This is a genomic window from Pedobacter nyackensis, from assembly GCF_032678475.1.
In the GTDB taxonomy this organism is placed as follows: domain Bacteria; phylum Bacteroidota; class Bacteroidia; order Sphingobacteriales; family Sphingobacteriaceae; genus Pedobacter; species Pedobacter nyackensis_A.
In genome coordinates this window covers 465,632-479,176 of record NZ_JAVTSF010000002.1, presented here as the reverse complement: position 1 = coordinate 479,176, position 13,545 = coordinate 465,632, and the positions used below count along the sequence as shown (strand labels likewise).

Genomic DNA, 13,545 nt, shown 5'->3' with positions numbered 1-13,545 from the left:
CATGTTAACGAACCATAGATTTCAAAAGATTATTGCAGGATTAAGCTTTGCGTTAATGTTTACCCTGAGTACAGTAAATGCCCAGGAGATAAAATGGGATAGTACTTACCGACCAGGAGCTTATCTCAAAAAGGTTGAAGCTTTTAAAATGGAAGGTATCGCTAAAAAGGATTTTGTGTTTTTGGGAAATAGCATTACCGCAGGAACAGACTGGACTAAATTACTGGATCTGCCAAAAGCCAAAAACAGAGGAATCTCTGGTGATATAACTTTTGGTGTTTTGGAACGTCTGGATCAGGTGGTCACTGGTAAGCCCAAAAAAGTTTTTGTGTTAATAGGAATAAACGACATCTCACGTAATATCCCTGATAGTGTTATTTTGAATAACTACAAGCAGATGATCAGCAGGATAAGGAAAGGTTCCAAAAGGACTAAAATCTATTTTTATACTTTGTTGCCGGTAAACAGTTCCTTTAATAAGTTTAAAAACCATTATGGTAAAGACGAGCACATTTTGTGGCTGAATTCCGAAATCAGAAAATTAGCCGCAAAAAAAGTAACAATAATCGATCTTTATCCTCATTTTCTTGACGCGGAGAATCATTTAAAAGCTGAATTGACACATGATGGACTACATCTAAAGCCAGAAGGATATCAGGTATGGGCAGAAGTACTTAAAAATGGAGGCTATTTAAAATAATCTGATAAGCTTATTTCTTTACATATGCCATTGCGGGCCTGTTCATATATTGATCAGGCCTGTTTATGTATGGGGTTTCGCTATAGGTCTCCTTACCTAGTCTTCTAAGCGTTTTATAGTGAGAAACGAGTGCCGCACCGAAAGTTGGACTTTCAATGTAATCAAGATCAAACTCAGCAGCCGTTTGCTTTACGATAGCGCCTATGGCAGGGTAATGGATGTGACATATTTTAGGGAAAAGATGATGCTCCACCTGTCTGTTTAAGCCCCCACAAAGAAAGCTGGTGATTTTGCAGTCGCCCCCAAAGTTTGCCGTAGTTTGCATCTGGTGTACAGCCCAGGCCTCTTCAATATTCCCTTCGTCGTTAGGGAAAGGAAAGCTAGTTCCTTCCACCACATGCGCAAGTTGAAAAACGAGTCCCAATACCAAACCCTGCGAAAACTGCATCACCAGAAAGCCAATTACAAATTGCCACCAGGTAATGTCCATCACCAGTAAAGGGAGCAAAATGAACAGGAAATAATAAATTCCTTTATAAAAGAAGAGTTTAAAATATTCTATTTTAGGGTGTTTTGCTACATGTTCACCAATTTTTTTCTGAAAGAACTTCTTATAGTCTTTTCTGAATACCCAGGAAAGCATTGCAAGGCTATACAGCGCAAAAGCATAATAATGCTGGTAACTCTGCACCTTATTTACCGTTTCAGATTCCGAGAACCGAATTAATCCGGGCGCAACATCTATATCTTCATCATGCCCTGCAATATTGGTATAAGTATGATGAACAATATTGTGGCAGATGTTCCATACATATGGACTGGCACCTATGAGGTTAAATACGAAACTAAAAACCTGGTTGACTCTGGCATTCGAGGAGTAGGCCTTATGGATGGCATCATGGCAAACATTAAACCCTACAAAAGCACCAAACATGCCCAATAAAGCACATAATAGAAGGGTTATAGTTGAATTGAAACCTCCAAGAAGTATCAATAAATAAATAGCCAGCATACCGGCCAGAAAGAAAATCGTTTTAAACCACATCGCTGGGTTTGCATGGATGGAAATGTTGTTGTCAGTAAAATAAGCATCTACCCTTTTCCGCACTGTCACGTAAAATGTCGACTTACTGACATTCGTGAACTTAACCTTTTTTATCATAAATTATTCCCTGCTGGGTAGTATTGTATCTTAGTGTCGATTTGCTAATGTAACATAATTAAAACATACATCACCGGAGTATCATATTATTATTTTATGTTTTGATATTATTATTTAGTTACGAAATCACAATACGTTTGGTTTTTCATTTATATTTACCGGTAAATTAATGGTTCTTTACCAATCATTATCTATACATCGATGGAAAACATCAATATCAAGCAGTTGGCTAAAGCCCTGAACCTGTCAACATCAACAGTTTCCAGAGCTTTTAGGGATAATAGCGATATCAATAAGGAAACAAAAGAAAGAATACTGGCTAAAGCAAAAGAATTCAATTACCAACCTAACCATTATGCAAGTAATCTTAGGGAGCAACGGAGTAAAACCATTGCGGTAATTGTTCCCGAGCTGGCCAATAACTTTTTTTCACAGGCCATACATGGTATTGAAAAAATTGCGCGTGATAAAGGTTACCACATCCTGATCTATTCAACGGATGATGTCTATGAAAAAGAAGTGTCCTTCATTAGACACTTACATAATGGCAGGGCCGATGGTATCATTATGTCTGTAACAGGCGAAGCAAACGATCATACTTATCTGAACGAATTAACCCAGAAGCGCTTACCTCTTGTTTTCTTTGATAGGGTTTACGAGGATATCATCACCCCAAGGGTAATCACCAATGATTATGACAGTAGTTTTTCCGCTACACAACACCTGATTAAACAAGGCTGTAAACACATTGCTTACCTGGTCATCAATAAAAATCTGTCTATAGGTAAATTCAGAATGCAGGGATATATTGATGCTTTACTGAAGTATAACATACCCTATGATGACCGTTATGTAGTTGATTGTACCAATAGCTACGCTAAGAATAATGTAATCCTAAAGCAAATGCTGCAAGAGCTAAAACCAGATGGTGTCTTTACTTCTGTAGAAAGGCTGGCCTTTGCTACTTACTATGCTTGCTATGATTTAAATATAGCTGTGCCAGAACAGCTAAAAGTGATTGGTTTCTCCAGTCTGGAAATTGCTCCATTGCTAAACCCTTCTTTAACTACCATTACACAGCCCGCTACAAAGATTGGAACAGAAGCTGCAAACCTTTTGTTTAAAATGCTGGAGAACCCGGAGTCTGTAGATCCGAAAGAAAAGATTGTCCTGAATTCAAAGCTGGTTAAAAGACGTTCAACAGAAAATAAATAAGCAAATTTCCAACAATCATTATTGATAGCAGGGCACAGTTGTTGTCGCCGCTATTTGGCCGCTCAAGAAGGCTAAACCCGATTGATATTCCGGTCAAAAATCCTCTTTTTAACAAGTCAGGAGATGGGTGGAATTTTAGCCTTAAAATCCCTGCATTTTGGAACCTCAAAAAAGGGCAATTTTGAAAAAAATATCCGATGGTTTTCCCGTTTTACGCAGAATTTTTACTCTTTCCTTCAACAGTCTCTCTAAAAAGTGTTGAAAACTCCGGGAACGATCCCGGGAACGATCCCGAAAAAAGAGGCGGAAAATGTAAAGTGTAATAAATACACTTTCTTTGGTGTTTTTGTTTTTTAATAATCTGTATTTTAGATATTTAAGTTTTTGAAAGGCTGTTTTTTTGCAAAATGAGCTTGCAAATTATTTTGCAAAAAAATTCTGATTTGAAGTATAAAATATGGTGTTAAAAAAAAATGTGATATAAAATTTTGAATTGTCGTTGGTGACTGTAAATTTACCCTAAGTGTTACATACACTTAACGTTAACCGAATATTACACCTTAAAACGAGTTCAAATATGAAAGTATTTTACCTAAAAAAGCATTACCTTTTGGTGCTTTTGGTTTTAACAGCACTAGGGGCAAATGCCCAGACCGGAGCTCTGGTTGGAAAAGTACTGGATGAGACCGGAATTCCACTACCAGGCGCATCTGTACAGATCAAGAGTATCAATAAAAGTACACTCACCAATGCTGACGGAACTTATAAGATTACAGGTTTAAATAATGGTACTGTAGCTTTGTTAATTAGCTACGTAGGTTATCAGCCTAAAGAGGAATCAGTAAAGATAAATGGCAATACCGTTGCTAACTTTAGTTTGAAGCCAGATCAACAGAGCTTAAACGAAGTTGTGGTAGTAGGTTATGGCACACAAACACGCCGTGAAGTAACAGGATCTATCTCCAAAGTAACCGGCGAGAAGCTTACCGCTATTCCTACACCAAGTTTTGAAGCTAGTTTACAAGGACAGGCACCAGGTGTACAGGTTACCCAGGGTAGCGGACTTGCAGGAAGTGGTTCTGTAATCAGGATCCGCGGTATCGGTTCAATCTCTGCCGGTGGTGATCCACTTTATGTAGTAGATGGTATTCCGATTACTTCAGATCCATTTATTGGTGATAATCGTGGTGGAATGAACCAGAATCCACTGGCAACCATTAATCCTAATGATATTGAATCTGTAGAGGTATTAAAAGATGCAGGTGCAGCAGGCATCTATGGTTCCCGTGGTGCAAATGGGGTGATTTTAATTACTACTAAAAGAGGAAAGTTGGGCAGGCCGACTTTCAATTTATCTACCAAATACGGGTTGACCACCTATGCTAACCGTCCGGAATTTGTGAGCGGATCGGAGTGGTTGCAATTGCGTCAGGAAGCATGGGCTAATGATGGAAATGTAGGCCTGGCTACTTTGCCAAATGGAATAAGTTGGGAAACAGCTGAAAAAAATAACACTGATTGGTGGGGATTGTTAACAAAAACAGGGCATACGAATGATCAAAGCATTTCATACAGTCAGGGGACAGAGCGTATAAAAGCTTTCGTATCTGCGAATTATAGTGATAATCAAAGTTTTCTCAAAGGTAACAGTTACGAACGATATGGTTTCAGAACCAATCTGGACATTAAAGCAAATTCGTATATCAATACCAGCATTAATGTAGGGTACGATAGAGGAACGAATACCAGGGTAAATGCAGCCTGGGGCGGTGGTTTAGGTGAGGCAATGTCTACAGCATTACCAATTTATCCCGTTTATAATGCCGACGGCTCTTATTTCAACAGTGGTGCTAATCCAGTAAGAAATGTGAATTTGTTAGATTGGAAAGCGGTTACTGATCGTGTAATTGCCGGGGTTACTTTTGAAGTTAAACCTGTAAAGAACTTAAGCATCAAAGCGATTGCGAACATCGATAACATGAATGTTAAAGAAAATCAGTTTCAACCTGCAGAACTTAGAAATCAATCGAGAGGATATGCTAATTCATGGCCAACTAAGATATTCAACAATACTTTAACTGGAACGGCTAATTACGATTTGCAATTGGATGATAAGAATAAACTTTCATTTCTTGCCGGTGTAGAAACACAAGTTACTTACCGTCACCGTCATCCTAATGGTATTTATGGAGAGGCTAACGGGCCTTTCAATAAAGACCGTGAAAGTTTGAATCAAGCAATAAATATTCTAAAATCTACACCTCTTTTTTATGTACCTGGAGATCTTAGAGATACATTTGAGTCATTATTTGGAAGAATCAACTATTCTTATGACAATAAATATTACTTACAGGTTCTTGCAAGGAGAGACGGATCTTCCAAGTTCGGGCCGAATAACAAGTATGGATATTTTCCTGCAGCATCTGCTTCATGGTATATCAGCGAGGAAAATTTCTTGAAGGGAAATAAAGTGCTGTCAAATTTAAAAATAAGAACAAGCTATGGTTTAGTCGGTAGTTCGCAGTTTCCTTCTGCACAGTATAATGCCTATTATGGTCCGGGAAGCATATACAATGGAGGAGTTTCTGTATATCCAAGTAACGTAGCTAACCCTAATCTGAAATGGGAGGAAGGTCGCAATTTCGATCTTGGTCTTGATTTTGGCCTATTTAACAATAGGATAAGTGGAGAGCTTGCCTACTATCATAAAAAAACATCAGGTGCATTACTTAACGGTGCCGTATCTCCTTCAACTGGCTTTTTAACTGGTTGGGTAAATGTCGGGACTATTTTAAATGAAGGTCTGGAATTAAGTTTAAATACGATTAATATCCAGTCTGATAAGTTTAAATGGGTGACGAGATTAAATATATCTCAGAATAGCAATAAGGTGTTGGATTTAGATGGATTTTCTGCTGATGCGGTGTCTGGTGGAACAAATGATACCCGGTTAGCCATAGGCTACCCACTAGGTGTAAATTTTTTGGTGAGATATAAAGGGGTTGACCCTGCTGATGGATTACCAATTTGGCTGAATAAAGATGGGTACGAAACTAAGACCTTCTCTTTGGATGACCGCGTAATTACCGGACAGGTATTGCCTGATTATGTAGGAGGTTTAACGAATACTTTTTCATATAAAGGTTTTGAGTTAAACACCCTGTTCACTTTTGCAATCGGTGGTAATCTTTATGATGGATCTGCAAAGCGTCAGTTAGGCATTGTTACAGATTGGAATATTCGTACAGATATTGCAGACCGTTGGCAAAAACCTGGGGACATCGCTAGATTCCCAAGACTAACTTTAAATACGAATGCATATCCCGGACTGGCGAGCGAATGGCAGTACAATTCAACGTTGTTCTTATACGATGCCACTTTTGTGAGATTGAGAGAAGTTACCCTTTCTTATGCGCTGCCTGTTAGTTTTGCACAAAAGTTACGGTTACAGAGTTTAAAAGTATTTGCTGCAGGAATGAACTTGCTGACCTTTAGCAAGTATCCTGGAGGTGACCCCGAAATAGCCAGAGATTTTGCGAATCCGCAGGACAGAAATATGAGTCCTAATGTCACTTATTTGACGACTCCTCAACAAAAGAGTGTAACATTTGGCCTATCTACATCATTTTAATTGTTGACTATAATAAAACGAAGATGAAAATCAACTATAAAAATATTATAAAAGTCGTAGCTGTTCTGGCTGTATTAGCTGGTACAGGGACAGGATGTAAAAAATTTCTTGATTCACCTCCTGCCTCGCAGATGCCCGAAGAGGAAGCAATTGCCGATGAAGCAGGATTGAGAACTATACTCATTGCTGGATATCAAAGTGTGGGTGGCGATTTCGCATTTGGTGGAAGGATAAAAGTAATGAGTGAACTGCTTGCTGACCAACTTGACGGTAGCCAGCAAAGTGGGGATTTTGGTGAGACCTTTCAGCGAAAATCTTCCATTTTTGGTGACTACAAGAAAGATATGTACAAAGAGTTGTATCAAGGTATTTACCGTTCAAATGTTGTGCTTAAGTTTTTGGATAAAGCCAATCCTGCCAATAGAAATGATATTGAAGGACAAGCATTATTTATTCGTGCTATACTTCATTTTGAAATCGTAAAGCTGTTTGCTCAGCCTTATGGCAGCACAACTGACAATTCTCATTTAGGTATTCCTTTACGTATTGCTACGTCTACCGAGTCTAAGAATAGAGCCACTGTAAAGGAAGTTTATGACCAGATCATTAGCGATTTGAAATTGGCAGAGTCAAAATTGACAGGTGAGAATACGGGGTTTGCAACAAAATGGGCAGCAAAGGGCTTATTGGCTAAAGTCTATTTCCAAATGAATGACTTTGAAAATGCTTACAATTATGCCAACCAGGTAATTACTACCGATAAATTTCAATTGGACCCCACTTATACCACACGTTTTTCGGAAGGACTGTCTAAAGAAGCTGTTTTCCAGATCATCTCAACGAGAGGTGTGTTTGAGGCTGGTGGGCATTTAAGGGACAATATGCGTTCGGATTTTGTATTACCTAACATTAGATTCACAAAAGCGACTTATGATTTGCTGAATACACCAAATGATGTAAGAAAGACTTTTTTGGATGCTGTTAAATACCCTGCATTTTATCCGCTTACAAAGTACAATAAGGATAGGTTTAATATTCCTGTTGTCTATTTAACAGAATTAAAACTAATCAGGGCGGAATCTGCTGCTGAAACCAATGCCAACCTTGATGTAGCAGTTAAAGATGTTAATGATATAATGAACAGGGCCTATGCAGGTACAAAAAGTATCCCCACAAATTCAAGCGCAGCATTTATCATTACCAATGCACGTTTAGAGCGTAACCTTGAATTTATTGGCGAAGGTGTTAGACTTTCAGAAATCAAACGTATTGGTGCAAGAAGTGGGGAGAATGTAGATAAGCGTGGATCAGTTTGGAACTGCCCTGGTTTCCTTTTACAATTCCCTCAGGAAGAAATGGCTACAAACCTGACTTTCCAACGCAATCCGGAAGGCAACTGTTTTTAATTCTAAACTTTAAGAGATAAACGTATGAAACGTATTCAATATATCCTTTTCGCCATCTGTATCCTCTCGATATGGAGCTGCAAGCCAGAGGAGTTTGCACCAATTGGCGAGCCTCAAAATGTTGTCAAATCAATCCAGGGCAACTGGGGACTAACCAAAGTAACACAAATTGATCAGGATGCCAGTACAAAGGGCTTCCCTTATAAACAGCTGGACATTACTTCAGTATATCCGTATACTGATCTGGCACTTGCTTTTTTAGGAGATGCGCAAGGTAATCCAACCACATTTACCATTACTTCTGGTAATGCACCTAAAATAGCCGATTTAACATCTGGCAATTGGAAGGTAGATGATCTAAAAGCACCAACTACCATTTCTTTAATAAATGGAGCAGTAACCAACAGCTTAAGTATAGGTTCTTATGTAAGCTTAAAGGCAGGAAAACTGATCATCAAAAGAGACAAGAAATTGAACGGAAAGGTTATCCTTTCTTACCAGTATGAATTCACCAAAAAGTAAAGCGGTTATGAAAAAGATATTATTATTAATTGTATGCTGTTTTGGTGCAATGTGGGCATCAGGACAGGGAAAAGTTACTTTTAGTCCGGCCACATTTACTGCCGAAGACGAGGTGACGATTACTTTAGATGTTACTGGAACCCCATTGGAGGGAGCTAACGACGTATACATATGGGCATTTTCTAACGATGGTGTTGGGGGAGGAAAAGATGCCAGTACCAACGGACAGTGGGGCAACTCTTCGGAAGATGCAAAAATGACTAAAACTGCAGCCAACATCTTCACCTTTAAATTTACCGGAACTACACTTTTCGGACAAAGTCCGGCCGAGCTGATTAACTTCGGGTTCCTTGGAAAAGCTAAAGATGGCTCTAAACAAACACCGGATTATAAACCATTTAAGTTTGATCCGCTGGTGTTTACCGCTTCGCAGTTCAGGATTTTTCCTGCAAAGCTGGATTATACGGACATGGCTACCGTTTATTTTCACCAGAGTCTGGCTACGGATATTAACCTGCAAAGAATGACAAACATAAAGGTAAACTTAAGTTTCTATAATGAAGCGGGGGATCCGGTTGGCTCAAAACAGGGCATCACAACAGCAAAAGAGTCAGCCATTCTTTTTTCTTACTCTTTTATTCCTGATCGGGTGGTTACCATTCCTGCTGGAATAAAACTAGGCAAGTTCAGTTACCAGTTTACAGGTACAGTAAAAGATGCAAACGGACTGGATGTCACAACCAGCGGTCCGGTAATAGAAGTGGTTTATACAGTGTTCAATTAATCTAAAAGGCAATGAAGTACAAAATATTATATACACTCCTTGCACTTGTAGCATTTGCATTTGGATGTAAAAAAAATACGTATGACGAGGATTCAAAAGGAGAGGCGTTGGGAACTTTTGCAGCAACGGCACCTGCCAACAATACAATGCTAGTCCTCAATTCCGCGACACCAGGTAAAACAATTGAAATTACCTGGACAGCGGCAAAACCAGGTGTAAGCACAGCCCCTACTTATAAATGGGTAGCAGCTTTAAAGACAGGTTCAATAGATCAGCCGATCATAGAATTTCCATCAGATAATGGTGGCAAGGCAAATACACTTACTTTAACCCAAAAACAACTGGATGATGCACTGAAAGCAAAAGGGATAGCAGACGGTGCTAAAGCAGAGCTAATTTGGCGAGTTGTTGCCGACAATGGTACGGTAAAAGTGAATGGAGATACCTTTAACATCTCTGTAACCAGATTTGGCGATGGGGTATCTAACTTTATATTATATGGTCCTGTTTCAAGTGCCGATGTAATTACCATCAACCCGATATTAACAGAACAGACACTTAATTTTAAATGGCAAAAATCGTTTGCCGGAAAAGCAGGTGCAAATACTACATACAAAGTTAAGTTCATCAAACCTGATGGCACCTTTGAAACCCCTTTATTTGAGCTGACTTCAAACAATAATGGGCTGGACTCTAACCTAAATGTATCTTATAAAGACTTTGATGCTGCTTTGACTGCTGCCGGTTTAGCAGATCAGTCGGCCGTTGCTACCTTAAAATGGAGTGTTGAGGCTACTTCTGGTACATTTAAAAAGTTCTCTGATTATACCAATGATGTTTCTGTTCTTAGGGATGTAAGCCTGTTTATGGTGGGGAGCGCTTCTGAGTTTTCATGGGACAATGGTAACCCAACCTATATGTACCGTGATGAAACCAATAGAGGTAATTACATTTATACAGGTTACCTTAATGCCGGGGACTTTAAATTTATTACTGTTGTTGGCAGTTGGGAAACTCAGTATGGCAATGATGGAAGTAACGGAGTTAAACTGAAAGCTAAAGGATCTGATCCTGATCCCGGAACATATAATGTAGCTACTGCAGGTTACTACACGGTTAAAATCGATATCAATGCGCTGACTTTCTCCATCAGTCCTTACGATGCTTCAGGAGCAACAGTGTACAATTCAATTGGGATCATAGGAGGATTTAACGGATGGGGAAATATTACTGCTATGAGTAAGAGTACCTTTAATCCGCACATCTGGACAATTACGCAAACCATCACAGCAGACACTGAAATGAAATTTAGAATTGATACGGGATGGGATGTGAACTGGGGCCCTGTAGAAGCTAATGTAAATGGTAAATATGGAAAGGCGGTAAGAGATGGCAAGAATATTAATATGAAGGCGGGAACTTACAAAATACAGTTTAACGATTTGACCGGAGACTATATTTTCTATAATAAATAACAGATTAACTAAGTAATGCCGGCCAGGAATATTCCGGGTCGGTATTGCTTTCCTGATCTAACGCCTAACCCCCGTTTAATATGAGAAAACTATTTATTGCATTATTTTTTACCCTGTTAACTGGCCTGGTAAATGCCCAGAAACTGGAACGTGTAGAACCCATGTTTTGGTGGGTAGGGATGAACAATCCTAAATTACAGTTACTGGTACACGGAACAGACATCGCCAAACTTGATGTTAACTTAAATTATCCCGGCGTTAAGCTACTAAAGGTAAATAAGGTGGAGAACCCAAATTACCTTTTCCTTGATCTTGAAATTGCTGCGGATGCCAAAGCAGGGAAATTCCCAATTGAATTCTTGCAGGCAGGGAAAAGAAAACTGCAATATAGCTATGAACTTAAAACCAGGGAAACTGGACCGTTAAGGATACAAGGCGTAAGTAATAAAGATCTGATCTATTTGCTGATGCCAGATCGCTTTGCAAATGGCGATCTTAAAAATGATGTGGTAAAAGGAATGCGCGAAACCAAGTTAAATCGTGACTCCATGTACTACCGTCATGGTGGAGATATTCAGGGATTGATCAACAAATTGGATTACCTGAAAGATCTTGGTGTAACTGCCATCTGGATGACTCCGGAAATAGAAAACGATATGCCGTTGGTTTCTTACCATGGCTATGCAGCTACCGATCATTACAAAATAGATCCACGCTATGGCACATTGGCTCTTTATAAGAGCTATGTCGATAAAGCGCATGAAAAAGGCTTAAAGATTGTCAAAGATATAGTGCACAACCATATGGGTACCGGGCATTGGTTATACAATGATATGCCAATGAAAGACTGGGTAAATCAATGGCCGGCTTATACGCAAACCAGTTATCGCGATGAGCCTGTAATGGATCCATATACTTCTAAAGCGGATAAAAAGAAAATGCTGGACGGATGGTTTGTGCCAAGTATGCCGGATTTTAACCAGAGAAACCCATTTGTACAAAACTACATCACCCAAAATCATATATGGTGGATAGAATATGCAGGTATTGATGGATTAAGGCTGGATACTTATCCTTACAACGATCCGGATTATATGAAAGACTGGATACAAAAAATTAAAGCGGAATTTCCAACACTCTCCATTTTTGGAGAAACCCTGGTGCATACTGCTGCAGCGCAGGCATTTTTTACAGGTGGTAACACCGTAAATCGTGGTTTTGATACCGAACTGCCGGGTATAACAGATGCCGTACTAAAAAATGCAATTTACGAAGCATTGAATGGTAAGTCGGGCTGGACCGATGGCGTTTTTAGATTATATTCTACCGTGGCACAGGATTTCCTTTATCAGGATGCCGAACGTAACGTCATATTTATGGATAACCACGATATGAGCCGTTTTTATTCCATGGTAAATGAAGACATAGACAAGTATAAGTCAGGGATGGCTTTGTTGTTAACCATGAGGGGCATCCCACAATTGTACTATGGTACGGAGATCCTGATGAAGAATTATTCTAACCCCGATGGCCTGGTACGTTCTGATTTCCCTGGTGGCTGGGCAACGGATAAAACAGATAAGTTTACAGCGGCAGGACGTACGGAAAAAGAAAACGAAGCCTTCAATTTTGTGAGAACGCTAGCCAATTATCGTAAAAACAATCCTGCCCTACAAACAGGTAAACTGATGCAGTTTGTTCCTGAAAATGGTATTTATACTTATTTCAGATATCAGCCTGAAGGTACTACAGGAAGTAACGCAGGTAAAACGGTAATGGTTATTGTAAATGCAGAAGAGACAGCAAAAAGCCTGGAAACTTCAAGATTTGCTGAACGTATTGGATATTCATCATCTGCAACCAATATCATCAATGGTGAAAAATTAGATACACTTAAAACAATTGCAGTACCCGCAAAAACAACATTGGTACTTGAACTGAATTAAATGAACAATACAACAAAACAAATGGCCTGCATATTTGACCTGGATGGTGTCCTGGTAGATACCGCTGTGTACCATTATCAGGCATGGAAACAACTGGCAAACTCACTGGGTTTTGATTTTACGCATTTGCAAAATGAACAGCTAAAAGGGGTAAACCGCATGCGTTCGTTAGACATGATCCTCAATTGGGGTGGAGTAGAAGTAACGGAAACGGAAAAAGAAGAACTGGCCTCGCTTAAAAACTCATGGTATGTAGCGATGATCAGTAAAATGACTACTGAGGAAGTATTGCCGGGTTCTTTAGCCTTATTACAGGATTTGAAAGCTCAGGGTATAAAAATCGCGCTGGGCTCAGCCAGTAAAAACTCTTCGCTGATATTAGAACGGACAGGCCTTACTCATTTTTTTGATGCTATTGTAGATGGTAATGCAGTAACCACCTCCAAGCCCGATCCGGAAGTGTTTTTGAAAGCTGCTGAACTTCTAGGTGCAGCAAACAAAGACTGTATCGTTTTTGAAGATGCGCTGGCAGGCGTACAGGCAGCTATTGCTGCCGGAATGCATGTGGTAGGTATTGGCGAACCCGAAAATTTACCCGGTGCAAAACTGGTGATAAAAGACCTCTCAGAAATAACAATAACCGAACTCTCGGATTTGAAAAATCAGGAAATAGAAAAAGGATAATGTACGCTGAAGGTTTAACC

At 39.4% G+C, this 13,545-nt stretch carries 10 protein-coding genes; 9 read left to right on the top strand and 1 reads right to left on the bottom strand.

From position 1 onward, the window contains the following. Window position 1: 1 nt before the first annotated feature. Window positions 2-700, top strand: a complete 699-nt coding sequence (locus R2Q84_RS09595; RefSeq protein ID WP_316816312.1) for a GDSL-type esterase/lipase family protein — start codon at window positions 2-4, stop codon at window positions 698-700. Window positions 701-710: 10 nt separating this feature from the next. Here R2Q84_RS09595 and R2Q84_RS09590 read toward each other — a convergent pair whose 3' ends face one another. Next, window positions 711-1,862: an acyl-CoA desaturase gene (locus R2Q84_RS09590; protein WP_316816311.1), complete on the bottom strand. Its 1,152-nt coding sequence runs from the start codon at window positions 1,860-1,862 to the stop codon at window positions 711-713. 201 nt (window positions 1,863-2,063) lie between these two features. On the opposite strand from R2Q84_RS09590, the gene R2Q84_RS09585 reads away from it, so the two are divergent. The 8 genes from R2Q84_RS09585 to pgmB all read left to right on the top strand — a co-directional run bounded on the left by R2Q84_RS09585 (window position 2,064) and on the right by pgmB (window position 13,525). Then, window positions 2,064-3,077, top strand: a complete 1,014-nt coding sequence (locus R2Q84_RS09585) for a LacI family DNA-binding transcriptional regulator (protein ID WP_316816310.1) — start codon at window positions 2,064-2,066, stop codon at window positions 3,075-3,077. 577 nt (window positions 3,078-3,654) lie between these two features. Then, on the top strand, window positions 3,655-6,708 hold the full coding sequence (locus R2Q84_RS09580; RefSeq protein WP_316816309.1) for a TonB-dependent receptor: 3,054 nt from the start codon (window positions 3,655-3,657) through the stop codon (window positions 6,706-6,708). 23 nt (window positions 6,709-6,731) lie between these two features. Beyond that, the gene (locus R2Q84_RS09575; RefSeq protein ID WP_316816308.1) at window positions 6,732-8,114 is read left to right on the top strand and encodes a RagB/SusD family nutrient uptake outer membrane protein; all 1,383 of its coding nucleotides are present in this window, start codon (window positions 6,732-6,734) and stop codon (window positions 8,112-8,114) included. A 24-nt stretch (window positions 8,115-8,138) separates the two neighbouring features. Next, window positions 8,139-8,636: a DUF5004 domain-containing protein gene (locus R2Q84_RS09570; RefSeq protein ID WP_316816307.1), complete on the top strand. Its 498-nt coding sequence runs from the start codon at window positions 8,139-8,141 to the stop codon at window positions 8,634-8,636. 7 nt (window positions 8,637-8,643) lie between these two features. Further along, window positions 8,644-9,420, top strand: a complete 777-nt coding sequence (locus R2Q84_RS09565) for a hypothetical protein (RefSeq protein WP_316816306.1) — start codon at window positions 8,644-8,646, stop codon at window positions 9,418-9,420. 11 nt (window positions 9,421-9,431) lie between these two features. Further along, window positions 9,432-10,895 (top strand): SusF/SusE family outer membrane protein, encoded by a 1,464-nt coding sequence (locus tag R2Q84_RS09560; RefSeq protein ID WP_316816305.1) that lies wholly within the window; start codon window positions 9,432-9,434, stop codon window positions 10,893-10,895. A gap of 80 nt (window positions 10,896-10,975) precedes the next feature. After that, a complete protein-coding gene (locus tag R2Q84_RS09555; RefSeq protein WP_316816304.1) occupies window positions 10,976-12,841 on the top strand; it encodes a glycoside hydrolase family 13 protein in 1,866 nt (621 codons plus the stop codon). Beyond that, window positions 12,842-13,525, top strand: a complete 684-nt coding sequence (pgmB, locus tag R2Q84_RS09550; RefSeq protein ID WP_316816303.1) for a beta-phosphoglucomutase — start codon at window positions 12,842-12,844, stop codon at window positions 13,523-13,525. It begins immediately after the preceding gene. Window positions 13,526-13,545 lie beyond the last annotated feature (20 nt).